Consider the following 23227-nt stretch of genomic DNA (forward strand, 5'->3'; position numbering starts at 1 on the left):
ACACGATCGCTGTGATTAAAAATGTGGCACTGCTCGTCTGCTGCCACGATTTTGCCGCAAGGCTGACATTTCACCTTTTATCTCAAACCGTTAGGTGATCACGCCAGATTTCGCATCGTCGTCATCTTTTGTTCGCTAAATGGGAACGGAAGCGATAGACGGGCATTGTTTTGCGACGCGTCAACCGTTACGTGTCAATAAATGGTGCAGTGCACAATATCGGGTTGGGCACAATAGAGAGTTAGCGGAGTAGCTGAAGTGTCACTTCTGCAGATCTATTGGAGAGCGTTGGGCTATCTGGCCGCCGACAGGAAGCGCGTCGCGCTGATCTGCGGCGCCAATGTCACGCTGGCCATCATCGCGATCCTCGAGCCGATCATGTTCGGTCGGGTGATCGATGCGATTTCCGCTCACGGCTCGGTGTTCTCGACCCTCGCTTTGTGGGCCGGCCTTGGTGCTTTCAACATTATCGCTTTCGTTCTGGTGGCGCGCGGCGCCGACCGTTTTGCCCATGCCCGCCGCAGCGAGGTGCTGTGCCAGTCGTTCGAGCGCGTGATCACCATGCCGCTCGCCTGGCATCATCAGCGCGGCACGTCGAACGCCCTGCACACGCTGCTGCGCGCCGTCGAGACGCTGTTCAGCCTGTGGCTCGAATTCATGCGCCAGCATCTGTCCACCGCCGTCGCTCTGGTCCTGCTGATCCCGACGGCCATCAGCATGGACCTGCGCATGTCGATGGTGCTGCTCGCGCTCGGCGTGCTCTATGTCGGTATCGGCCGGCTGGTGATGAAGCGCACCAAGGAAGGTCAGGCCGCCGTCGAGCGCCACTATCACAAGGTGTTCGCACATGTGACGGACTCGGTGAGCAACGTCGCCGTGCTGCAGAGCTACAACCGCCTCGGCCATGAAGCCGATACGCTGCGCCGCTATGTCAAGAACCTGCTCGACGCACAGAACCCGGTGCTCGACTGGTGGGCGATGGCCAATGCGCTGCACCGCCTGTCGTCGACCATCTCGATGATGGTGGTGCTTCTGATCGGCGCGTATCTGGTCACCCATGGCCAGCTGCGCATCGGCGACGTCATCGCCTTCACCGGCTTTGCCACCCTGCTGATCGCTCGTCTCGACCAGATGTCGGCTTTCGCCAACCAGATCTCGGAGGCCCGCGCCAAGCTCGAGGACTTCTACCATTTCGAGGACTCTGCGGCCGACGCCGCCGAGCCGGATGGCCTGCGTGACCTCACCAACGTCACCGGCCATGTCCGGTTCGAGAATGTCGGCTTCGAGTTCGCCAATTCGGGCCATGGCATCGAGGATGTGTCATTCGAGGTGCAGGCCGGCCAGACCGTTGCCATCGTCGGACCGACGGGTGCGGGCAAGACCACACTCATCAATCTGCTGCAGCGCGTCTTCTCGCCGTCCAGCGGCCGTATCCTGATCGACGGCGTCGATACCCGCAACGTGACCCGCAAGTCGCTGCGCCATTCGATCGCCACCGTCTTCCAGGATGCCGGGCTTCTCAACCGTTCGATCGAGGACAACATCCGTGTCGGCCGCGCCGATGCGACCAACGACGAGATCCATGCCGCCGCCAATGCGGCCGCCGCGCAGGACTTCATCCTGGCCAAGAGCAATGGCTACGACACGGTGGTCGGCGAACGCGGCGGTCAGCTATCGGGCGGCGAGCGCCAGCGCATCGCCATCGCCCGCGCCGTGCTGAAGGACGCGCCGATCCTGGTGCTCGACGAGGCGACCAGCGCGCTCGACGTCGAGACCGAGGACCGCGTCAAGGGAGCGATCGACGAACTCAGGCGCGACCGCACCACCTTCATCATCGCCCACCGCCTGACCACCGTTCGCGACGCCGATCTGGTCGTGTTCATGGACAAGGGCAGGGTGGTCGAAATGGGCGGCTTCGCCGAACTGTCGCTGCGCAACGGCCGCTTCGCCAGCCTGCTGCGCGCCGGCGGCCTGCTCAACGACGAGGAAGTCCGTCGCCTCAGCCGCTCGGTCCAGGGCGAGGCCGCTTAACTTTTTTCCTTCTCCCACAACAAGGGGAGAAGGAAAGTACGCTCCACTGCCTGCGACAACCGCTCGATTGCCGTGAGGCCGCCGCCGGGTTATTTAGATCGGCATGAGCGACACCACTTCACGCTTGACCGGCTGGACCGATTTCGCCAACCCGACACGCTTCGTCGGGCTGGCCGACAAGATCGTCCCGTGGCTGGCAGCGATTGCGGCGCTGATCCTGGCCGTCGGCCTCTATATGAGCTTCACCGCGCCGGAGGACTTCCAGCAAGGCATCACCGTTCGCATCATGTATATCCACGTGCCTTTCGCTTGGCTCGCCATGATGTGTTACACGCTGATGGCGGTCTCGGCACTTGGCACGCTGGTCTGGCGGCATCCGCTGGCCGATGTCGCGCTGAAATCGGCGGCCCCCATTGGCGCGGTCTTCACCGCGCTGGCGTTGATCACTGGCTCGATCTGGGGCAAGCCGATGTGGGGCACATGGTGGGTCTGGGATGCGCGGCTGACCTCGGTCTTCGTGCTGTTCCTGATGTATCTCGGCATTATCGCGCTGACCCGCGCGCTCGACGATGCCGGACGCGCCGCCTGGGCCGCCGCCATCATCACGCTGGTCGGCTTCATCAACATCCCGATCATCAAATTCTCGGTCGACTGGTGGAACACGCTGCACCAGCCGGCTTCGGTGTTCCGCATGGGCGGATCGGCCATCGACCCCTCGATGCTCTGGCCGCTGCTGGTCATGGCCGTCGGCTTCACGGCGCTGTTCTTCACACTGCATTTGATGGCGATGCGCACCGAAATCCGCCGCCGCCGGGTCATCGCCATGCGACGCGTGGCGGCAAGGCAGGCGGAGCGGCCGTAGGGCTGACGCCGAGTTTCTTCACACCCCCCTCTGGCCTGCCGGCCATCTCCCCCGCAAGGGGGGAGATTGGATGTCGCTTCTGCCTTCGCCAATCACCAATGTTATGACGGCTGTAATTGAAACCCGACGACGGAGCTGCCGATCTCCCTCCTTGCGGGGAGATGGCCGGCAGGCCAGAGGGGGGTGCTGTCCCGCCAGCCCTTGCCGGAAGCGGTGATCAGTTCACTCACCCCATCAGCCCACGCGCGGCCACCGGCAGCGTTTCCAGCACTTTGTCGCCGTCGATCAGGTTGACCTCGTTGAACAAATTGGTGACGACGCAGCAATGGTCGGGCACCACGCGCACGCGCTCGCCGATGCGCAATTTGCCGTCGCCCGAAAGCGTGACGGTGCCGTGCTCCTCGCTCAGGCCCGTCACCCGCGCGCCCGCAACGCCCAACAACTCGCCGAAATCGGGTAATCCCAGCGTATCGCTGGACAGCGCCTTGCTGCCGCTGTCCAGAATGGCGCGGGTTGGCGTCGGATGGCTGACCACCGTCGACAGCACCGTCAGCGCGCAATCGTCGAGAGTGCCGACGCCTTTGGCAACCTGGTAGCGGTCGAGATAGATGTAGGTGCCGGGACGATATTCGGTGACGACGGATGCATCGGCGGAGCGCCACATATCAGGCGTGCCGCCGCTGGAGATGCGTTCGCAGGCAAAACCGCAGGCGGCCAGCGCCTGCCTTGCGTTGGCGAGCCAGGCCTCGGCCTCCGCCGCACGGCCCGCGGCCGGATAGGTCATCAGCCCGCCGAAGGCGAGGCCCTTGGCCGTGTCGATCTGTCTTGCCAGCCCAACCGCCTCACCAGCCGTCTGCACGCCGCAGCGCCCCATGCCCGTGTCGCACTCGACCAGCACCGACAGGCGATGGCCGGTATCGGTGAAGGTAGCGGCCAGCCCGTCGATGGTTTCCATGCTGTCCGCCGTCACCGACAAGGTTACGCGCCTGTGCAGCGCCAGGAGCCGCTCCAGCTTGGCGCGGCCAAGGATGTTGTAGGGAAGAAAAACATCGGTCAGGCCGGCATCCGCCATCACCTCGGCCTCGCCGATCTTCTGGCAGGTGATGCCGACGGCACCCGCCGCCATTTGCTTCTTCGCCCAATAGGGCAGCTTGTGCGTCTTGATGTGCGGCCTGAGCTTCAGCCCGTTTTTGTCGGCATGCGCCTGTGCGCGGGCAATATTGGCTTCGGCACGTGCGGCGTCGATCAGGATCGACGGCGTATCGAGGTCATGGATGGTCGGCATCAGCTGTCACCCTGTGAAAGTCCGCAGGGGTTATGGCCTCGAAAGCGCGTGATGTCACGCAGCCAGCGGACCGGATCGGTGGGCCATCCGTTCACGGCCCAGGGCAGGGCAGGCGGCTGGATGGATCGACACCGCACCGGTGTTCGGCTATGCGATTTGCCAATGCATGTCGCCCAAAAGTGCGTAGCGGTTTTGGGACAACGACATGCGTGCTAACAACCTGAAGCGCATCGTATGAACCCCGTCAGACGCTAAGCGCTTGAGCAAAATCGACACGAAGGGTCATGATCATGAAACGCTCCGCCATCAACGACATCATCCGCGAAGCCGACGCTTTCATCCGCTCATTCGGCTACATCATGCCGCCTTTCGCCTACTGGTCGCCGGAAGAGATGAAGGCGCGCCAGGTCGATTCCTCGGCCATCTTCACCTCGCGGCTCGGCTGGGACATCACCGATTACGGCCAGGAGAAGTTCAAGGAACTCGGCCTGTTCCTGTTCACCGTCCGCAACGGCCGCTACGAGGACATGAAGAAGGGCATGGGCATGCTCTATGCCGAGAAGATCATGATCTCGCGCAAGGACCAGCTGTCGCCGATGCACCGCCACAACATCAAGGCCGAGGACATCATCAATCGTGGCGGCGGCAAGCTGGTGCTGGAACTGTTCATGCACGATCGCGACGGTGGCATCGATCCCAAGGCCGAGGTGTCGGTGCCGGTCGACGGGACCATCCACAGGCTGCCCGCCGGCGGTCTGCTGAAGCTCGATCCGGGCCAGAGCGTCACGCTGCTGCCGGGCGTCTGGCACGCCTTCTGGGCCGAGGGCAAGGATGTGCTGATCGGCGAGGTGTCGACCGTCAACGACGATCTCACCGACAATGTTTTCCGCGAGCCGATCGGCCGCTTCTCCAACATTGACGAGGATGTCGCCCCGCTGCACCTGCTGGTCGCCGACTATGAGAAGTGGCTGGGGTAGTTTCGCCGTGAATTGAGGCACCGGCCAGCTGACGGCCAGTGCCCTCGATGACAGCAGCCACGGTCGGCCGAAAGCGGGTTAGCGCTGCCTACTGCGCCCCCTGGTTGATCGATCCCACCGCTTCGTCAGTGAAGACAACCTTTGTGCCTTTCTGCACTCCGGCGGCGAGGTCTTCGGCATCCCAATTGGTCAGCCTGATGCAGCCATGCGAGAAGGTTTTACCGATCTTGGCTGGGTCCGGGGTCCCGTGGATGCCGTAACTCTCGATGGACAAATCGATCCAGACCAATCCCACCGGATTGTTGGGACCGGCAGCGATCGTGAAGGGGCGCTTGGTCCGGACTCCCTTGAAGGCGAACGCGGGATCGTAGTGATAGGTGGGGTTGTGCACCACGCGTTTGACCTCCGCTTGGCCGCTCGGCGCCGGCTTCTCCTGGCTCCCGATCGAGGCGGGGTAAACCGCAAGCACTTTACCGGAAGCGTCGAGCACTCGAACCTGGCGCGCGCTCTTGTCGACTTCGACGTTCGCGATACCTCCGGGCGGATCGCCTCGGGTGACGGCCGGCACCAGCAGCTTTCGCCCCGCCTTCCTGAAGCCGACGCCAGGATTGAGCCGTTTGAGCAGTTGCTCGCTGACGTGGAAGCGCTCCGCCATCTTTTCCACCGCATTGTGGTAGCCGAGCCTGCGCAGGCGGGCCATCCTCTCCATGCGCGCCGGAATTCGCTTCGTGAACGGTCCATGCACATCCTTGCGAGTCAGCTCGTAAGTCTCAAGCGCCGGGCTCGAGGAGGTCGCGGCCAGCTTGTCCCATGTCTCACGGGTGAGCTTGCCATCGGGGGGCAATCCGTTGGCCGCCTGGAACGCGCGGATCGCTTTGGTGAAGTTCTCTGTTCCACGGCCGTCGATCAGGCCAGGTGAGAAGCGTGCGCGATCGAGGAGGATTTCCGCCTTCAGTACGCTTGCACTGACGCCTTTCGCTTCGCTGTCGTCGAATTGAGCGTTGTTGACGGTTGTTGCGTCCAGCTTTGCCGCCGCTGTTGCACCGCATGCCATGACGAGCGCCGCGGCCGCGACAAGAACGAGCCTGATCATCGACGTCACACTCCTGCACTTCTATGACGTTGCACGGCCGATCTGGTTCCATTTACCTGCAGCTCAGTCGCGATCACCGCTGCTAATAGGCCGAAGCGAGCCCGGACCAGGAGCGCCCCCGGCGGTCACGCGGATGCATTTGTTGATAATGGGCCGCCTCATCAAAACGGATGGCGACTCTCGTCCGCGCATGTGTTCGCATTAGCCCAGGTGCGGAGCAGGGACTGGAGCAATAATGGATCAACTTCCATTGAGCGGCCTCTCCGTGGGCTGGGGTGACGATCGAGGAGACTAAAGATGCAATTTCCCGCCCAGAGGAACGAAAGACCGCCTCAACCAGCCGAGGATGAGCGCCAGGCACGGCTTGAGAAGACAGCCAGGCTCAAGCAGCTTCGGTCTTACGCTTCCTGGCTTTCGTCCGATCCACACGCCCAACTTCACGATGAGATAGACTGCTCTGCGCTGATCGAGGACGGCAGATGGGTGGAACGAGGCAAAGTGTGGAGCTTTGGCTGATCGGCCGCCAGGCGGGCGTCGCCTCAGTCACAGCAGCTTGGCGCTGGGTGCACGCTCGTCCGGCACAGACATGACGAGCTGATCGCCACGTCCGCCTTGGCCTGCGCCGTGGCGAGCCTTGCCTGCAGCGCCGGCAGCTCTTCCACCTCACCGCGCCGCTCCAGGCATTCGACCAGCCCATGCAGCGCCCAGACATTGTTCGGGTGCTGGGCGCAGCGCTGCACCTTGCCGCTCAGGCCGAGATCGTCGCGATAGACCTGCTCGGCCTCTTGCGCACGGCCCTGGTCGAGAAGCAATGCCGCCAGCGCATGGCGCGGCGGGTGCATCCACGCCCATGGCTCGGTGTAGGAGAGATTGTCGTCCAGCTCGACCGCTTGCCGCAGATGGCCATACGCCTCCTCGTGCCGGCCCTGATGGTAGGCAAGTTCGCCGTCGAGCAACGCAGCACCGACAGACAGCGAGGCGCGGGTCGGATTGCTCAGAAAACGCCGCTCGGCCGGAATGCCCGCCACATGCCGATGGAACAGCTCGCGCTCGCGCTCGGCTTCGGCAAACTGCCTCAGCGTCGCATGGGCGACACCCCTAGCGTAGTGCTGCATGGCCGCCGTCAGCACATAGAGGCCGGGCTCCTCGGCCACCGGCTCGTCGATGATCTCCTGCCAGCGGCCGAAGCGCACCAGCACATGCGATTTCATCGCGTGGTAGCCTTCCACTGTTTGCGTGAGCTTGGGCCGGTCGGCAAGGCTGACGACGTCACGCGCGACCAGGCTGCGCACCTTGTCGGCGGCCCACAGCGCCGGCCCGTACTGGCCCGACAACATGCAGGTGAACATCATCAGATGCAGATCGTGGCAGCAGCCGAGCAGGTAGTAGGTCGGCTCGTGCGCATAAGCGAGATAGAGATCGTTGGCGCGGATCGCCTTTTCGCTGGCGAGCTTCGCCTTCTCATATTCGCCGCATAGCACATAGATGTGCCCCGGCATGTGGTTCATGTGCCCGGCATCGGGGCAAATTTGCCCCAGCAGATCCGCCGAACGCATGCCGCGTTCCGGCATGGTCGACATCTCCAGCAGATGGATGTGCAAATGGACGACCGCCGGATGCTGCGCGATGCCGGCCTCATCAGCGAGCCGGATCGACCGTTCGCAAACCTCCAGCGCCTCGAGCACATCCGAATTCGGCGCCGGCGCCCCGGTTTTCAGGTTCCAAAGCCGCCGCACCGTACGCATCATCAACGCCTCGACCAGCAGCGCCATCACATCATGGTCGTCGGGAAACCTTTCATAGACCCGCCGCATCGCGGCGGCGTAGGCGTCATCCCATTGCTCGAATTCTTGGAGGCTCACTCGATGTGGCTTCTGGAAGCGGCAAGCCAGCGCCTCGATTATCAGCCTTTCAACTTCACTGGCGGAAGCCGCATTGGCGCGCGCCAGCTGGGCATGCTCGAAGCACCGCTTGGTCGCGCTGTTGGCCTCGGCCTCGCCATGCTCTTTCCAGGTCAGATTGTAGAAAGGCCCGGCCGCATAGGCGATGCCCCAATGCACCATCGCGCAGCCCGGGTCCGTCTCCAGCGCCTTCTCGAAGCACTTGATGCCCTCCTCATGATTGAAGCCGTAGCACCAGTTCAGGCCGATATCGAACCAGCGCTGGGTTTCGGCGGAACGGGTGGAGATGGGGCGGCGGTAGCTGCCGAGGTTGAAGCGGTCCATGGACTTCCATTCAATTTTGGGCGTTTATTTCTCAGATATTACCGCCACCGCTAGCTGGTTCCTTAAGCCGCGCTTCATTTTGCCAGCCGGCTAGCTCTGGCAGGTCGTCAAGCCAACTTTTCTCGCTCATCAAGTCGTCGCCGGTCTGCGGGTCAGCCTCGGTGGCATTTTGAATGAGCCAATCCATCCACTTCCGATAGGCAGCCGGCTCCAGTTGAGGCGGCAGAACCTTGACCTTGGCCAGCATTCGTTTGCGGAAACTAACCTGCCTGCGGAGTTTAGTCGTCGTGAACTTGATTGCCTTGCCTTGGTATTCAACCGTCCAGCGGTCGCCTCCATGACTGACAAGCCTGTCGATAGCGAAACCGGCATCAACCGGCCTATCCCGCCAAGGAAGCTCAATGGCATTCTTCCTCAGATCGAGTGCCCATCGCCTGTAGGCGGCCCCGGCAAGTTGGGGCGGCAGCACACCAGCCTGTTCGAGCATCTTCCTGCGGAAGGTAGGCTGCTTCTTGAGCTGGCCTGTCGTCAACTCGATGCGATGCCCACGGAATTCGACGTGCCACCGGATTCTCCCATTGCCGACATACTTCACCAGCCTGTCGATGAAGAACTCATTATCGGTGAGCATCACGCATCCCTGCTTGATGTTTGCGAGAATGTACTGGCTATCGGTGGGCATGACGCGGTCTCGTGCAGGGAAGCATAGCGATGCAAAAATGAACTGGGCTGAAATTTCCCCGCCAAATCATTCTTTTTGTTGTGGAATTTCTGGCTGGGGAACCTGGATTCGAACCAGGACTAACGGAGTCAGAGTCCGTGGGTCTACCGTTAACCTATTCCCCAGCAGGCGCGGTCATGAACCGCGCGGGCCGAACGGCTGAGCCGCTTGAGCGCTGCCTTGTAGCCGCCAGCGGAAAATAGTCAAGCCTGCTCTGCGCTTCAATCGCTACGTTTTGTCAGCCGGTTTCAGCCGCCATGTTTCGCACGGCCCAGTGGCGTAACCCCTCGGAGCTAATCGCACCTCAGCTCTCCGTCCGGCTGAACTGCGAGCGCTCGAAGAACAGCACGATGCCGAGGCCGAGAATCAGCGGGATGATCAGGTAGAACAGCCGGAACACCAGCAGCGCCGCCAGCACGCCGACCGGGTCCATGTCGGAAAGCCCGGCCAGGAACACCACCTCGAACACGCCGAGGCCACCCGGCGCGTGCGAGATCTGGGCGATCGAGAAGGAGACGAGGAAGACGCCGAGCACGACGAAATAGCCGGGATTGTGAGCCTCGGGCAGCGTGAAGAAGATGATCGCGGCGGCGGCCAAGAGTTCGATCGGGCCGATCAGCAATTGCCTGGCGACGATCGGCAGCGCTGGATAGTGCAGCTGAAAGCTGGCGATCTTCAGCGGTCGCAGATGCAGCCAGCTGCCGAAGATGTAGGCGGCGACGAGGACCAGCATCGCGATGCCCGCCGCTTCCGACAGGCCGTGATGGGCGATGCCGGAGAACCGGTCGATAATTTGCGGCTCGAACACCAGCACAAGGCCGGAGGCGAGGATAGTCGACAGCACGAAGGTGATCCAGCAGATCGCCACCAGCACGCCGACATCCTGGCCGCTCAGCCCCCTTGTGCCGTAGGCGCGGTAGCGGATGACCGCGCCCGAAAACACAGAGCCGCCGATATTGTGCGACAGCGCGTAGGTGGTGAAGGAGCACAGGGTCACGAACAGCCACGACACCTTCTTGCCGATATGCAGCAGCGCGATGTGGTCGTAGCCGGCGAGCGCGGCATAGGCGATGACGGAACTCAACCCCGCCAGCACCCAGCCGCGGGTTGGAATGGCGGCGAGCCCGTCCCATACATCGTCGATCGAAATGCCGCGCAGTTCGTGCCAGAGCAGCAGCAGCGAAAAGATCACCGCGGCGATGCCGACCACCGGCCAGAAATAGCGTCTCCAGTTCATTGCCTGACTGCCATGAGTTGCGTGTCCGCTGCCTTTTCTCTTGATGGTGGGAGGCCCGCTGCCGGCGGCCTCCGTTCATTTCAGAAATGCCTCATCGAAGCCGGCTATTCAACCGCGAACACTTGTCGCCGCAAGATCCGTCCGCGCCGAAAGCGGTGCAAAGGCGTCGGCCAGCGGTGCGGGCATCGGCTTCGACGGGGGATCGTCTCCGACCGGATCGCGCTACCAATCCAGCCTTGCGGGTAGATTGCGGCGGCGGACGAAATGGCGGGTCCCGCACCCAGCCGGCAAAATTCGGCATGCGGCTCTTGGTGATCGGGCACAGCGCTGTTAGTCTGGCGGCAACTTTAAACATGCCAAAGCGCCTGCTGCGTCCGTCACCGGTTCGCGCGGTGCCGGAAGGAACGACAGTGGAAGACCGCGACACCGGCGCAGGCGCGCCGGAGGTGGGCGCGTCCAGCGCTTCCCCAGGGCCGTCGGGCTCGGGCGGCGGTTGGCAGCAACGCCGCCCAATGGCGCCGCGCTCCGCCGACGGGCAGGCGGGCGACGCGACCCATCACCAGAAGGGCAAGCCCAAGAAACGGCGCAAGCGAAGGCGCGGGCGCAAGGTTTTTGCGCGCGATGAAGCGCGTCCCCAGGACAATCGATCGCCAGTGCCAGGCAAAACGCCTGTCCCTGAGCCGATGCTGCAGATGGCGGCTCCGGCGATCTCGCCCGTCGCCCCACGTCCCGAGCAGGGCGCCCGTCGGCCGCCGGTGCACGAGCTGCCGGTGTTCGCGGCCCTCGACCTCGGCACCAACAATTGCCGGCTGCTGGTCGCCGTTCCCACACGCCATGGACAGTTCCGCGTCATCGACGCCTTCTCGCGCATCGTCAGGCTGGGCGAGGGGCTCACCGCCAATGGCCGGCTCGGCCAGCCGGCGATGGACCGCGCCGTCGAAGCGCTGAAAGTCTGTGGCGACAAATTGCGCAGCCGCAAGATCAAGAAGGCGAGGCTGATCGCCACGGAAGCCTGCCGCTCGGCGGCCAATGGTGTCGAGTTCCTGGAACGCGTCGAGCGCGAGGCCGGGCTGAAGCTCGAGATCATCGATCGCCAGACCGAGGCGCGGCTGGCGGTTTCCGGCTGCGGCTCGCTGGTCGAGCGCGACACGCAGGGCGTCGTCCTGTTCGACATCGGCGGCGGCTCCTCGGAGATCGCGCTGATCGATCTCGCCGGCCGCCGTTCGCCGCGGCTCGCCAACCACATCGTCTCGTGGACGTCGCTGCCGGTCGGCGTCGTTTCATTGGCCGAGCGCTTTGGCGGCCGCACGGTGACGCGCGAAATCTTCACCGCCATGGTCGACGATGTCGCCGGCCGGCTGGCTACCTTCGATGGCCGTGACCGGCTGAGCCACCTCAAGGCCAGCCCGAATTTCCACTTGCTCGGCACTTCGGGCACCGTGACGACGCTGGCCGGCGTTCACCTCGATCTCGAGCGCTACGACCGCCGCCGTGTCGACGGGCTGTGGATGGACCGCCACAGTGTCGACCGCATGGTGGAGAGGCTGGTCGGCTGGGATTTCCAGCAGCGCTGCGCCAACCCCTGCATCGGTGCGGACCGCGCCGACCTGGTGCTGGCCGGCTGCGCTATCCTCGAAGCGATCCGCGCGGTCTGGCCTTCGGAGCGGCTGCGTGTCGCCGACCGTGGCCTGCGCGAGGGCATATTGAGCGAGCTGATGGCCGATGACGGCGTTTGGCGCAAAGATGGGCGTGGCAGGGCATGACCCCGAACCGCAGGACCGCGTCAGCGAAAAGTGGCTTCGGATAAGATCATGCTCCAAAAAGAAATCAACCAATGACCAAGAAACCGGAAAAACCAGGATCCGCCGGCATTCGCGTGCTGAAGACGCGGATCAAGAAGAAAAGCGGCTTGAAGGAATCGTCGCGCCGCTGGCTGCAGCGCCACATCAACGATCCCTATGTCCAGCGCTCCAAGGCTGACGGTTATCGCTCGCGCGCGGCCTACAAGCTGATCGAGATCGACGACAAGCACCATCTGCTCAAGCCCGGCATGAAGGTGATCGATCTTGGTGCCGCCCCCGGCGGCTGGTGCCAGGTCGCGGCCGCGCGCACCAAATCGACGGCGGAAAATCCGCATGTCGTCGGCATCGACTATCTGGAAATGGACGCCGTGCCCGGCGCGCCAGTGCTTTTGATGGATTTCCTCGATCCGCAAGCGCCGCAGAAGCTGGCCGAAGCGCTGGGCGGGGATCCCGATGTCGTGCTGTCCGACATGGCTGCACCGACCACCGGCCACAAGCGGACCGACCACATCCGCACCATGCATCTGTGCGAGGTGGCGGCCGATTTCGCACTGTCGGTCCTGAAGCCGGGCGGGCATTTCCTCGCCAAGACTTTTCAGGGCGGCGCTGAGAACGAACTGCTCTCGATGCTGAAGAAGAATTTTCGCTCGGTGCACCACGTCAAGCCGCCGGCCTCGCGCGATGAGTCGGTGGAGCTTTATCTGCTGGCGAAAGATTTCAAGGGGCGAGAGGCCGGTCCGCCGTCAGGCGGATCGGAACGTCCAGTGGACGTTCCGAAGGACTCGAGCGCCCGGAGCCATAGCGAAGGGCCGGGGGACGCCGACGGCTGAGTCGGCCGACTCACTCCCCTGGCGACCTCACCGGTTCCAGCCTCTTGGGCGTCGTCAGCCGGCCATGGCCGGAGACGCCATTGCCGGCATCGGGCGCCAGCCGCATGAACGACAGCGACGCGGCGGCCGAGATCGCGGCGACGATGAAGAAGGCGGTGTGGAAATCGCTCAGCCTCAGCGGGCCGCCATGGATGCCCGTCGACACTTCCAGTATGCCGCCGGCAACCGCCACGCCGAGCGCGATCGACAGCTGCTGGAAGACGGCGGCGATCGGCGTCGCCTTGCTGGTGTCCTCGGCTGAAACCTCCGCATAGGCGAGTGCGTTGACGCCGGTGAAGAACATCGAGCGGATGAAGCCGCCGACCAGGAGCATGGCCAGCATCAGCAGATAGGGTGTGTCGGGCGTGAACAGGCCGTTGATGGCGATCGATCCCGCCGCGACCAGTGAGCCCACGATCAGCACGCGGCGAAAACCGACAATGCGGAAGATCAGCGCGGTGACGAATTTCATGCCGATGGCGCCGATCGCCGAGACGAAGGTGATCATGCCTGACTGGAACGGCGTCAGCCCGAAGCCGATCTGGAACATCAGCGGCAGCAAGAATGGCACCGCCCCGATGCCGATACGAAATAGCGAGCCGCCAAGCACCGAGGAGCGGAACACCTGGTTGCGGAACAGCTCCAGCGCAAGCAGCGGATTCTTGGCGCGGCGCGCGTGCATCAGGTAGAGCGCGCCCGACAGCAGCCCGACGGCCACGGTGATGAAACCGGTTGCCGGCGGCAGATAGGGCAGGCTGACCACCGACAGGCCGAACACGATGCCGGATGCCGCCAGCCCGCTCAGCACGAAGCCGATGAAATCGAGCGGCGGCGTCTCCATGGATTCAGTTTCCGGCAGGAATCGCGTCGCCAGCCAGATGCCGATCAGGCCGATCGGCACATTGATCAGGAAGATCCAGTGCCAGGTGAAGTAGGTGGTGATGAAGCCGCCGATCGGTGGGCCCACCAACGGCCCGACCAGCGCGGGAACGGTCAGCCACGACATGGCGGCGACCAGGTCGCTCTTGGGCGTCGCGCGCACCAGCACCAGACGCCCGACGGGCGTCATCATGGCGCCGCCAATGCCTTGCAGGAAGCGTGAAACCACGAAAGCCGGCAGCGAGCCGGACACGGCGCAGGCCACCGAACCGACGATGAACACCGCGATCGCGGCGCGAAAGATGTTCTTGGCGCCGAAGCGGTCGGCCATCCAACCGCTGATCGGAATGAAGATCGCCAGCGACACCAGATAGGCGGTCAGCGCCAGCTTGAGTGCGATCGGGCTGGTGTGGATGTCGACGGCGATCGCAGGCAGCGATGTCGCGATGACGGTCGAATCCATGTTCTCCATGAAAAGTGCGACCGCCAGGATCAGCGGAATGGTGCGGTTCACGAGCGTGCCCGTTTTCAAATTCTCTTTCCGGCCGGGGGCGAGCCGATACGAGGGGGCGGTATCACGGCTGGCCATCGATGTCGTGTTAATTTGCTGTCACTTTTGTGCGACCGTGAGGATGCGGGCTTGGGCGGGGCATGCCGGGAGAGATCGTATCGCCAGGCGACGAATAGCTTGCGGAGGGAGACAGCTCTCACTATTGTAGTGAATATAACTACAATATGGGCTGTATCATGGAAGAAGCCGTTTCGGCAGCCGATGCCAACCGCAAATTCTCTCTCATCCTGCGCGGTGTTCGCGAAGGACAAAGCTACGTTGTGACCAGTCACGGACGCCCCGTCGCGCGGATCGTGCCCGCGGATCGACAGGAAGGTGTGGTTTCCCGCTCGCGCACAGCGTTGCTGTCGCGCCTCGAACGCCAGCCTGTTGTCGATGCCGGCCGCTGGACCCGCGACGAGCTCTACGAGGACGAGCGGTGAAGGTCGCGCTCGACACCAATCTTCTTGCCTATGCGGAAGGGGTCAACGGTGCCGAGAAGCGCGACATCGTTCTCGAACTGCTGCGCAAACTCCCGCAGGAGGCTGCCATTGTTCCCGTTCAGGTTCTTGGTGAGTTGTATAACGTTCTCGTTCGCAAGGCCGGAAGGCTGCCTCAAGAGGCACGGGACGCTCTTCTGAGCTGGCGCGATGCGTTTCCGGTTGCCGGGACGACACAAGACGTGATGATGATGGCGACCGATCTGGCGACCGACCACCGCTTCAGCATTTGGGATGCGGTCATTCTCTCCACTGCCTCGCAAGCCGGTTGCCGACTTCTCCTGTCGGAAGACCTGCAAGACGGCTTCACATGGGGTGGGGTCACTGTCGTCAGTCCCTTCGCATCGCCGCGTCATCCCCTGCTGAATGCTCTCTTGGGGGAGTCTGCCGGGTAAAACGCCGCAACGATCGGCTTTTCATCGGCGCCGCGACGTGGTACCAGCCAGCGCCAATCCTGAAAGGGAAGAACGAGTCGGCGCTGTCCATTCCGGTCCAGCGCTTTTCCGCATTCAAAGGGCTGGCCATGGCAAAAATCATCGAAACGTCCACCGGCGCGTTGGCGCTGACCTTTGACGACGTGCTTTTGCAGCCGGGTCATTCCGAGGTCATGCCCGGCGAAACCGATGTCCGCACCCGCATTGCCGGCGACATCGACCTCAACGTGCCGATCCTCTCGGCCGCGATGGACACCGTCACCGAGGCGCGTCTTGCAATCGCCATGGCCCAGGCCGGCGGCATCGGCGTCATCCACCGCAATTTCTCGCCGGCCGAGCAGGCCGAGCAGGTACGGCAGGTGAAGAAATTCGAATCCGGCATGGTGGTCAACCCGGTCACCATCGGCCCCGACGCCACCCTTGCCGACGCGCTGTCCCTGATGCGCACCTATTCGATCTCGGGCATTCCGGTGGTCGAGAACGGTGGCGCCGGCGGCCACAAGACCGGCCGGCTGGTCGGCATCCTGACCAACCGCGACGTGCGCTTTGCCTCCGATCCGGCACAGAAGGTCTACGAATTGATGACCCGTGAGAATCTGATCACGGTCAAGGAGAATGTCGACCAGGACGAGGCCAAGCGGCTTCTGCACCAGCACCGCATCGAAAAGCTCGTCGTCGTCGACAAGCAAGGCAATTGCGTCGGCCTGATCACCGTCAAGGATATCGAAAAGTCGCAGCTGAACCCGCACGCCACCAAGGATGCGCAGGGACGCCTGCGCGCGGCGGCCGCCACCAGCGTCGGCGACGACGGCTTCGAGCGCGCCGAGCGCCTGATCGAGGCCGGCGTCGACCTCCTGGTCATCGATACCGCGCATGGCCACTCGCAGCGCGTGCTGGACGCGGTCACGCGCGCCAAGAAACTTTCCAATTCGGTGCGCATCCTGGCCGGCAATGTCGCCACCGCGGAAGGCACGCAGGCGCTGATCGACGCCGGCGCCGACGCCGTCAAGGTCGGCATCGGCCCGGGCTCCATCTGCACCACCCGCATCGTTGCCGGTGTCGGCGTGCCGCAGCTTTCGGCCATCATGTCGGCCGTCGAGACGGCGCACAAATCCGGTGTGTCGGTGATTGCCGATGGCGGCATCAAATATTCCGGCGATCTTGCCAAGGCGCTCGCCGCCGGGGCCAGCGCCGCCATGATTGGCTCGCTGCTCGCCGGTACCGACGAGAGCCCGGGCGAGGTCTATCTGCACCAGGGCCGCTCCTTCAAGGCTTATCGCGGCATGGGCTCGGTCGGCGCAATGGCGCGCGGCTCGGCCGATCGCTACTTCCAGGCCGAGGTGCGCGACACGCTGAAATTGGTGCCGGAAGGTATCGAAGGGCAGGTTCCCTACAAAGGACCTGTGTCTGGCGTGCTGCACCAGCTTGCAGGCGGGCTGAAAGCCGCTATGGGTTATGTAGGCGGCCGCGACCTTGCCGATTTCCGCGACCGCGCCACTTTTGTGCGCATATCCAACGCCGGACTTCGTGAAAGCCACGCCCATGACGTCACGATTACCCGCGAAAGCCCGAACTATCCCGGCGGAGCCTGATTCTTCCGGGCTCTGGCGCAACCTGACCGCGACGGTCCTGCGGCTGCCGCGTCACGCGGCAGCGCTTTGTTTCCTGTCGGCAGCGGTTTTCATCGCCATGACAGTGCTGGAGTTCCTCTATTTCCGCCAGTTGAGCGGCGGCTTGCCGTCGCTCGACATGCGCTATTTCGGCTTCACGCCCGACGAAGGCATGGCCTGGCTGACGGCGCTCGGCCGGCGCGGCGGCGAGATCATTCTCGTCTGGCACTACCTGACCTTCGATCTCTTGTTCCCGGCGCTGCTGTCACTGACTTTGGTGAGCCTGATCCTGGCCACCGGCCGTCGCCTGAAGAATTTCCGCGTGCTGCCGCCGCGGGTGCAGTCGATCCTCGCGCTGGTGCTGGTGCTGCCCTACACGCTTGCGGACTATGCCCAGAACATCGCCGTAGCGCGCCTTCTGTCCGATTTCCTGTCGGCCAACCCGGATTCGCTGTCTTTCGCTTCGGCGCTGATCGTCACCAAATTCGCGCTTCTCGCCATCCCGGTGGTCATCATCGCCGCGTTCTGGTTGATGGGGCAGAAACGCCAGGCTTGATGCCGAACAAGGCAGGGGGCATTTCATGAACCAGACGGCGATCTTCTGGCCTATGTTGGCGCACGTGCTGCTGATCTATATCGTTTATTGCGTCCTGGGCCGTCGCAGATACGGTGCGGTCAGGTCCGGCGAGGCCAAAGCCGGTCAATACAAGGTGCGTTCGACCGAGCCGGCGTCCAGCGTCACGGTAGCCGCCAATCTCGGCAACCAGTTCGAACTGCCGGTGCTTTTCTATGTGCTGTGCCTGTCGCTGCACGTCACCAACGGCGTCAACTATCTGACCCTGGCGCCGATGTGGATCTTTGTCGCCTCGCGCTATGTCCACGCTTGGGTTCACCTGACCAGCAACGATCTGCTGCTGCGCCACCGCTCTTTCGCCTTCGGAGCGGTGATTATCCTGTTGGGCTGGATCTGGTTCGCGCTGCATCTGCTCGCGGTGGTTTGAGCAGAGCAGTTTTCCCTTCTCCCACAACAAGGGGAGAAGGGAAATCTGCTCGTCTACAGATCGAATACCGCGATCTTGCGCTTGTCGAACTTGATGCCGATCTCGCCGCGCACCAGCTTAAGTGCGGTCTCGCCGAACACGGCACGCCGCCAGCCTTGTAGCGCCGGCACATCCGCATCCTCGCCCTCGGCCGCGATGCGGTCGATGTCGTCGCTTGAGGCCAGCACTTTCGAGGCCACGCCCTGTTTCTCGGCGACGATCCTGAGCAGCACTTTCAACAGCTCCGCCGCGGCATTCGAGCCTTCCGGCGGCTGGAAACTCTTCGGCAGCTTCGGCATCTGCTCCTTGGGCAAGGCAAGGGCGGTGTTGACCGCGCCCAGCAGCGCCGTCGCCGTCGAGGAGCGCTCCCAGCCCTTGGGCGTCGTGCGCAGTTTGGCAAGGGCTGCCGCATCGCGCGGCGCCTGCTGCGCCACCTCGTAGATCGCATCGTCCTTGAGCACGCGGCCGCGCGGCACGTCGCGTTCGCGCGCCTCGCGCTCGCGCCATGCCGCCACGACCTGCACGATCGCCAGTTCCTGTGGCTTGCGCAGCCGCATCTTCAGCCGCTTCCAGGCGTCTTCTGGATGCGGATCGTAGGTCTCGCGCGAGGTCAGGACATCCATCTCTTCGTTCAGCCAATGGGCGCGGTTTTCCCGCGCCAGCTCGGCGCTGAGGTGCTGATAGACCTCGATCAGGTGGGTGACGTCGGCCAGCGCGTAATCAAGCTGCTTGTCGGACAGCGGCCGATGGCGCCAGTCGGTGAAGCGCGAAGACTTGTCGAGCCGCGCGCCGGTGATGCGCTGCACCAGTTGGTCGTAGGAAACGCTGTCGCCGAAACCGCAGACCATCGCCGCGACCTGAGTGTCGAACACCGGATGCGGAACGAGGTCGCCGAGGTGGACGATGATTTCGATGTCCTGCCGGGCGGCGTGAAAGACTTTGACCACCGCCTCGTTGGCCATCAGCCTGAAGAAGGGCGTGAGGTCGATGTCCGGCGACAGCGGATCGATCAGCGCCGTCACGCCGGGGGCCGCCATCTGGATCAGGCACAGGATTGGCCAGAAGGTCGTTTCGCGAATGAATTCGGTGTCGACGGTGACGAAATCCGACTTTTCGAAAGCGGCGAGAGCGGTCTCGAGTTCTTTCTGGGTGGTGATGACGTGCATCAAATCGCTTTTGGCAGGAGTAGGGTCTTCCTAGATTTCAGCCGGGGAGGCTTTCGTCAAGCTGTGGCGCCATCGTCAAGGCCTTTCCGGACCCTCCGGATCGCCGTTTCTTCTGGCCAGCCGCGCGAAAACGGTCGAAGTGCGCAACAGCGCGGTGAAACGGCTGCGTTTGCCGACGGGCACGCCGGACCGGGCCTGCATGCGATAGAGGATGACCGCGATGAAGATCGCATAGACGGTGGCGCTGAACACGAACAGCGCGCTCGGCCCGAAATACTGCATCACCGTGGAGGCGGCGAAAGGGCCGCCAATGGCGCCGAAGGAATAGAACAGCATCAGCGCCGCATTGATCAGCACGAACTCGCCCGTATCGGCGCGGTCGTTGGAATGCGCCGCCGACAGCGAGTAGAGCGGCATGGCGAAACAGCCGAAGATGAAGATGATGATGAAGTTGAGCAGCGGATTGCTGCCGGCGATGAACACCAGCGCCAATGCTGAAAGCATCGCGCAGCAGGTCGTCATCAACAGCACCCGGCGCCGGTCCCAGCGGTCGGAGAGATAGCCGAGCGGATACTGGATGATGGCGCCACCGAAGATGCCGATGCTGACGAAGGTGACGACATCGGCAACCGACATGCCGATCTGCTCGGCATAAACAGGCGATAGCGTGCGAAAGGCGCTGTTGGTGACGCCGACCGCGATGCAGCCGAAGCAACCGAGCGGCGAAATGCGCCAGACCCGCGCCAGGTCGAGCTTGACCTCCTCCGGCGGCGTCGGGTTGGAGCGGTCGCCGAGCGAAACCGGCACCAGCGACAATGTGATCATGATCGACATGATGGCGAAGATGGTGAAGCCGCCGGCGCCGAAAACGGGAATCAGGAATTGGGCTGATGTCACGGAGCCGGTGTCGACCATCCGGTAGATCGCGAGCACGCGGGCGCGGTCCCTGTTGGTGACGCCGGAATTCAGCCAGCTTTCGACGATGGTGAACAGCCCGGCGAAACAGAAGCCGCCGGCAAAGCGCACCGCGCACCACATCACCGGATCGAGGACAAGCACCAGGAGCAGAGTGCCGACCGAGGCGATCGCCGCCAGCGCCGAAAACGCCCTGATATGGCCGACCGCCTTGATGATGCGCGTGATGGCCAGGCAGCCGAGCAGGAAGCCGGCGAAATAGAAGGTGCCCATCAGGCCGATGTCGGAGGCGGAAAACCCTTCCTGCGCGCCGCGCAGCGCGATAAGCGTGCTTTGCAGCCCATTGCCGCCGAGCAGGATGCCTGCGGCGAGAAGAAGCGGGATCAGCGGGCGGATGGAGGACATGAAGAGGCGATCACGTATCGGTGATCCCTTCTTGAACCATTGCCCCCGCTAATGCCAGCGGCAATTCCCGGTAACTACAGTGAGGATATGTCCAATTCCTCGTGGAAGGTCCACACGCTTATGAACGGGCCGTCGCTCAGGTCCTTGCTATAGAGGGTAAGGATTACCTTTTGTTGCCGACCGTGGCGCAGAACCAGATGGCCAATGATAAGGCGGAAGCCGTCTGGGTTTATCTCAACGCCGAAGTGTCGTTCCAGGTCTATCCGATCGTAGTCGACTATCAGGCGCGAGCCATCGAACTGCTCCCGCATCGATTCGTCATTTGCAAAATCGCCATCCGAGAGTGATTTGAATCGCGCCCAATCGTCGACGCGAGCAGCCTCAAGCAGCCTGACGATGCGGCTTTGCTCTTGAGACGTCAGATGCTGCCTCGGCTTGGGAGTTTGCATGTAACCATCCCGTTTGCCGCAAACGTAACTCTGGTGGCTGGTAACCGCCATCCATTGTGTCATCGAAGTTCAGACAAGGATGTTGCCTGAGGCTTGCTTGCCTTGACAAATCCGGCCTCCCATGCGCTTTTCGCGCAAATTTTGGGCCGGGCTTTGACGCCTTGGCCTGCCACCCAGCACCCCGGACTTTACCAATGACCATGCACCGTTACCGCAGCCATACCTGTGCCCAGTTGAGAAAGAGCGACGTCGGCTCTTCCGTTCGCCTGTCGGGCTGGGTGCATCGCGTGCGCGATCATGGCGGCCTGCTGTTCATCGACCTGCGCGACCACTACGGCCTGACCCAGATCGTCGCCGATCCCGATTCGCCAGCCTTCAAGGTCGCCGAGACCGTGCGTGGCGAATGGGTGATCCGTGTCGACGGTGAGGTCAAGGCGCGCTTGCCCGAGACCACGAACGCCAACCTGCCGACCGGCGAGATCGAGATTTTCGCCCGCGAGATCGAGGTGCTGTCGGCGGCCAAGGAATTGCCGCTGCCGGTATTCGGCGAGCCGGACTATCCCGAGGACATCAGGCTGAAGTACCGCTTCCTCGACCTGCGCCGCGACACGCTGCACAAAAACATCGTGGCGCGCACGAAAATCATCGCCGAGATGCGCAAGCGCATGACCGATATCGGCTTCACCGAATTCTCGACGCCGATCCTGACTGCGTCCTCGCCGGAAGGCGCGCGCGACTTTCTGGTGCCGTCGCGCATCCATCCCGGCACCTTCTACGCGCTGCCGCAGGCGCCGCAACAGTACAAGCAGCTGATCATGGTGTCGGGCTTCGACCGCTATTTCCAGATCGCGCCCTGCTTCCGCGACGAGGACCCGCGCGCCGATCGTCTGCCCGGCGAATTCTACCAGCTCGACCTGGAAATGAGCTTCGTCGAGCAGGACGACGTGCTGTCGACCATGGAGCCGGTGATGCGGGGCGTCTTCGAGACCTTCGCCAACGGCAAGCCGGTGACGCAGAAATTCCAGCGCATCCCCTATGATGTCGCCATGCGCAAATATGGCACCGACAAGCCGGACTTGCGCAACCCGATCGAGATACAGGCCGTCTCCGATCATTTTCGCGAGTCCGGCTTCAAAGTATTCGCCAACATCCTGGCCAACGACCCGAAGGCCGAGGTGTGGGGCATTCCGGCCAAGACCGGCGGCAGCCGCGCCTTCTGCGACCGCATGAATTCCTGGGCGCAGGGCGAGGGCCAGCCGGGGCTGGGCTATATCTTCTGGCGCAAGGAGGGCGACAAGCTCGAAGGCGCCGGCCCGCTCGCCAAGAACATTGGCGAGGAGCGCACCGAGGCGATCCGGCAGCAGCTCGGCCTTGCCGACGGTGACGCCGCCTTCTTCGTTGCCGGCGATCCGAAGAAATTCGTCTCCTTCGCAGGTGCCGCGCGCACGCGCGCTGGCGAGGAACTGAACCTTGTCGCCCGCGAGCGCTTCGAACTGTGCTGGATCGTCGATTTCCCGTTCTTCGAATGGAACGAGGATGAGAAGAAGATCGACTTCGCCCACAACCCGTTCTCGATGCCGCAGGGCGGCATCGATGCGCTGAACGGCGAGGACCTGCTCGGCATCAAGGCCTTCCAGTACGACATGGTCTGCAACGGTTTCGAGATCGCGAGCGGCGGTATCCGTAACCATCTGCCCGAAACCATGGTCAAGGCCTTCGAGACGGTCGGCCTCGACCGGGCCACGGTCGAGGAGCGCTTCGGCGGCCTCTACCGCGCCTTCCAGTACGGTGCGCCGCCGCATGGCGGTATGGCCGCCGGCATCGACCGCGTCGTCATGCTGCTGGTCGGGGCGAAGAACCTGCGCGAGGTCACCATGTTCCCGATGAACCAGCAGGCGTATGACCTGTTGATGAGCGCACCCTCGGAAGCGAGCCCGCAGCAGCTTCGCGAACTGGCACTGCGCGTCGCGGTGCCCAAGAAGGACTGACGGCAGCGTTGCAACTGCCCTTTCTCCCCGTCTCTATACGGGGAGAAATGTCCCGCAGGACAATGAGGGGCAGCGCGGATGCAGCCGATTGGCGAACGGCCGTAGCAACTGACGCCTTCTGACAGGCAATCGGTTCGGCATTGAATTGCAATTTGCAGGCGTCGGCGCTGCCCCTCATCCGCCTGCCGG

At 63.2% G+C, this 23227-nt stretch carries 20 protein-coding genes and 1 tRNA gene; 11 read left to right on the forward strand and 10 right to left on the reverse strand.

Going from position 1 to position 23227, the window contains the following annotated elements:
• Positions 1 to 258 precede the first annotated feature (258 nt).
• Complete coding sequence (locus JT360_RS16995) at positions 259 to 2031, forward strand: glucan ABC transporter ATP-binding protein/ permease (protein ID WP_214472807.1); 1773 nt, start codon at positions 259 to 261, stop codon at positions 2029 to 2031.
• A gap of 103 nt (positions 2032 to 2134) precedes the next feature.
• On the forward strand, positions 2135 to 2893 hold the full coding sequence (locus JT360_RS17000) for a heme ABC transporter permease (protein WP_214472808.1): 759 nt from the start codon (positions 2135 to 2137) through the stop codon (positions 2891 to 2893).
• Between the two features lie 226 nt (positions 2894 to 3119).
• Here JT360_RS17000 and JT360_RS17005 read toward each other — a convergent pair whose 3' ends face one another.
• The gene (locus JT360_RS17005; RefSeq protein WP_214472809.1) at positions 3120 to 4178 is read right to left on the reverse strand and encodes a D-TA family PLP-dependent enzyme; all 1059 of its coding nucleotides are present in this window, start codon (positions 4176 to 4178) and stop codon (positions 3120 to 3122) included.
• Positions 4179 to 4468: 290 nt separating this feature from the next.
• Here JT360_RS17005 and JT360_RS17010 point away from each other — a divergent pair, with 290 nt between their 5' ends.
• A complete protein-coding gene (locus JT360_RS17010) occupies positions 4469 to 5155 on the forward strand; it encodes a D-lyxose/D-mannose family sugar isomerase (protein ID WP_214472810.1) in 687 nt (228 codons plus the stop codon).
• 88 nt (positions 5156 to 5243) lie between these two features.
• Here JT360_RS17010 and JT360_RS17015 read toward each other — a convergent pair whose 3' ends face one another.
• The 5 genes from JT360_RS17015 to JT360_RS17035 all read right to left on the reverse strand — a co-directional run bounded on the left by JT360_RS17015 (position 5244) and on the right by JT360_RS17035 (position 10431).
• A complete protein-coding gene (locus tag JT360_RS17015) occupies positions 5244 to 6248 on the reverse strand; it encodes a L,D-transpeptidase family protein (RefSeq protein ID WP_214472811.1) in 1005 nt (334 codons plus the stop codon).
• A gap of 539 nt (positions 6249 to 6787) precedes the next feature.
• Positions 6788 to 8473 carry a tetratricopeptide repeat protein gene (locus tag JT360_RS17020; protein WP_214472812.1) on the reverse strand — a complete coding sequence of 562 codons (1686 nt, stop codon included), beginning with the start codon at positions 8471 to 8473 and terminating at the stop codon, positions 6788 to 6790.
• 31 nt (positions 8474 to 8504) lie between these two features.
• On the reverse strand, positions 8505 to 9155 hold the full coding sequence (locus JT360_RS17025; RefSeq protein WP_214472813.1) for a hypothetical protein: 651 nt from the start codon (positions 9153 to 9155) through the stop codon (positions 8505 to 8507).
• 90 nt (positions 9156 to 9245) lie between these two features.
• A tRNA-Gln gene (locus JT360_RS17030) sits at positions 9246 to 9319 on the reverse strand.
• 179 nt (positions 9320 to 9498) lie between these two features.
• A complete protein-coding gene (locus tag JT360_RS17035; RefSeq protein WP_214472814.1) occupies positions 9499 to 10431 on the reverse strand; it encodes a lysylphosphatidylglycerol synthase domain-containing protein in 933 nt (310 codons plus the stop codon).
• Positions 10432 to 10784: 353 nt separating this feature from the next.
• On the opposite strand from JT360_RS17035, the gene JT360_RS17040 reads away from it, so the two are divergent.
• Together JT360_RS17040 and JT360_RS17045 are read left to right on the forward strand one after the other, a co-directional pair.
• Positions 10785 to 12194 carry a Ppx/GppA phosphatase family protein gene (locus JT360_RS17040; protein ID WP_250888856.1) on the forward strand — a complete coding sequence of 470 codons (1410 nt, stop codon included), beginning with the start codon at positions 10785 to 10787 and terminating at the stop codon, positions 12192 to 12194.
• Between the two features lie 71 nt (positions 12195 to 12265).
• Positions 12266 to 13063, forward strand: a complete 798-nt coding sequence (locus tag JT360_RS17045; protein ID WP_214472815.1) for an RlmE family RNA methyltransferase — start codon at positions 12266 to 12268, stop codon at positions 13061 to 13063.
• Between the two features lie 10 nt (positions 13064 to 13073).
• On the opposite strand, the gene JT360_RS17050 is transcribed toward JT360_RS17045, so the two are convergent.
• Entirely contained in the window at positions 13074 to 14495 is a 1422-nt protein-coding gene (locus JT360_RS17050; RefSeq protein WP_214472832.1) for an MFS transporter, read from the reverse strand.
• Between the two features lie 233 nt (positions 14496 to 14728).
• Here JT360_RS17050 and JT360_RS17055 point away from each other — a divergent pair, with 233 nt between their 5' ends.
• The 5 genes from JT360_RS17055 to JT360_RS17075 all read left to right on the forward strand — a co-directional run bounded on the left by JT360_RS17055 (position 14729) and on the right by JT360_RS17075 (position 18076).
• On the forward strand, positions 14729 to 14974 hold the full coding sequence (locus JT360_RS17055; RefSeq protein ID WP_214472816.1) for a type II toxin-antitoxin system prevent-host-death family antitoxin: 246 nt from the start codon (positions 14729 to 14731) through the stop codon (positions 14972 to 14974).
• Positions 14971 to 15426: a PIN domain-containing protein gene (locus JT360_RS17060; RefSeq protein ID WP_214472817.1), complete on the forward strand. Its 456-nt coding sequence runs from the start codon at positions 14971 to 14973 to the stop codon at positions 15424 to 15426. Before JT360_RS17055 ends, JT360_RS17060 begins: the two co-directional genes overlap by 4 nt.
• Positions 15427 to 15554: 128 nt before the next feature.
• On the forward strand, positions 15555 to 17057 hold the full coding sequence (guaB, locus tag JT360_RS17065) for an IMP dehydrogenase (RefSeq protein ID WP_214472818.1): 1503 nt from the start codon (positions 15555 to 15557) through the stop codon (positions 17055 to 17057).
• 97 nt (positions 17058 to 17154) lie between these two features.
• Positions 17155 to 17631, forward strand: a complete 477-nt coding sequence (locus tag JT360_RS17070; protein WP_502845471.1) for a hypothetical protein — start codon at positions 17155 to 17157, stop codon at positions 17629 to 17631.
• 25 nt (positions 17632 to 17656) lie between these two features.
• Complete coding sequence (locus tag JT360_RS17075; protein WP_214472819.1) at positions 17657 to 18076, forward strand: MAPEG family protein; 420 nt, start codon at positions 17657 to 17659, stop codon at positions 18074 to 18076.
• Positions 18077 to 18129: 53 nt separating this feature from the next.
• On the opposite strand, the gene rnd is transcribed toward JT360_RS17075, so the two are convergent.
• From rnd to JT360_RS17090, 3 genes are all read right to left on the reverse strand, one after another.
• Positions 18130 to 19281, reverse strand: coding sequence for a ribonuclease D (rnd, locus tag JT360_RS17080; RefSeq protein WP_214472820.1), 1152 nt, complete (start codon positions 19279 to 19281; stop codon positions 18130 to 18132).
• A gap of 75 nt (positions 19282 to 19356) precedes the next feature.
• Positions 19357 to 20601, reverse strand: a complete 1245-nt coding sequence (locus JT360_RS17085) for an MFS transporter (protein WP_214472821.1) — start codon at positions 20599 to 20601, stop codon at positions 19357 to 19359.
• Between the two features lie 74 nt (positions 20602 to 20675).
• A complete protein-coding gene (locus tag JT360_RS17090; protein WP_214472822.1) occupies positions 20676 to 21050 on the reverse strand; it encodes a hypothetical protein in 375 nt (124 codons plus the stop codon).
• Positions 21051 to 21250: 200 nt separating this feature from the next.
• Between JT360_RS17090 and aspS the strand changes: the two genes are divergently transcribed.
• Positions 21251 to 23038 (forward strand): aspartate--tRNA ligase, encoded by a 1788-nt coding sequence (gene aspS, locus JT360_RS17095; protein WP_214472834.1) that lies wholly within the window; start codon positions 21251 to 21253, stop codon positions 23036 to 23038.
• Positions 23039 to 23227 lie beyond the last annotated feature (189 nt).

The sequence above is a fragment of the Mesorhizobium sp. dw_380 genome (assembly GCF_018588885.1).
GTDB lineage: Bacteria > Pseudomonadota > Alphaproteobacteria > Rhizobiales > Rhizobiaceae > Mesorhizobium.

Excerpts from the sequence above, each read along its gene's own strand:
- JT360_RS17000 (WP_214472808.1), top strand. The coding sequence starts at position 2,135 with ATGAGCGACACCACTTCACGCTTGACCGGCTGGACCGATTTCGCCAAC.
- JT360_RS17005 (WP_214472809.1), bottom strand. The coding sequence starts at position 4,178 with ATGCCGACCATCCATGACCTCGATACGCCGTCGATCCTGATCGACGCC.
- JT360_RS17010 (WP_214472810.1), top strand. The coding sequence starts at position 4,469 with ATGAAACGCTCCGCCATCAACGACATCATCCGCGAAGCCGACGCTTTC.
- JT360_RS17015 (WP_214472811.1), bottom strand. The coding sequence starts at position 6,248 with ATGATCAGGCTCGTTCTTGTCGCGGCCGCGGCGCTCGTCATGGCATGC.
- JT360_RS17020 (WP_214472812.1), bottom strand. The coding sequence starts at position 8,473 with ATGGACCGCTTCAACCTCGGCAGCTACCGCCGCCCCATCTCCACCCGT.
- JT360_RS17025 (WP_214472813.1), bottom strand. The coding sequence starts at position 9,155 with ATGCCCACCGATAGCCAGTACATTCTCGCAAACATCAAGCAGGGATGC.
- JT360_RS17035 (WP_214472814.1), bottom strand. The coding sequence starts at position 10,431 with ATGAACTGGAGACGCTATTTCTGGCCGGTGGTCGGCATCGCCGCGGTG.
- JT360_RS17040 (WP_250888856.1), top strand. The coding sequence starts at position 10,785 with ATGCCAAAGCGCCTGCTGCGTCCGTCACCGGTTCGCGCGGTGCCGGAA.
- JT360_RS17045 (WP_214472815.1), top strand. The coding sequence starts at position 12,266 with ATGACCAAGAAACCGGAAAAACCAGGATCCGCCGGCATTCGCGTGCTG.
- JT360_RS17055 (WP_214472816.1), top strand. The coding sequence starts at position 14,729 with ATGGAAGAAGCCGTTTCGGCAGCCGATGCCAACCGCAAATTCTCTCTC.
- guaB (WP_214472818.1), top strand. The coding sequence starts at position 15,555 with ATGGCAAAAATCATCGAAACGTCCACCGGCGCGTTGGCGCTGACCTTT.
- JT360_RS17070 (WP_502845471.1), top strand. The coding sequence starts at position 17,155 with ATGACAGTGCTGGAGTTCCTCTATTTCCGCCAGTTGAGCGGCGGCTTG.
- JT360_RS17075 (WP_214472819.1), top strand. The coding sequence starts at position 17,657 with ATGAACCAGACGGCGATCTTCTGGCCTATGTTGGCGCACGTGCTGCTG.
- rnd (WP_214472820.1), bottom strand. The coding sequence starts at position 19,281 with ATGCACGTCATCACCACCCAGAAAGAACTCGAGACCGCTCTCGCCGCT.
- JT360_RS17085 (WP_214472821.1), bottom strand. The coding sequence starts at position 20,601 with ATGTCCTCCATCCGCCCGCTGATCCCGCTTCTTCTCGCCGCAGGCATC.
- JT360_RS17090 (WP_214472822.1), bottom strand. The coding sequence starts at position 21,050 with ATGCAAACTCCCAAGCCGAGGCAGCATCTGACGTCTCAAGAGCAAAGC.
- aspS (WP_214472834.1), top strand. The coding sequence starts at position 21,251 with ATGCACCGTTACCGCAGCCATACCTGTGCCCAGTTGAGAAAGAGCGAC.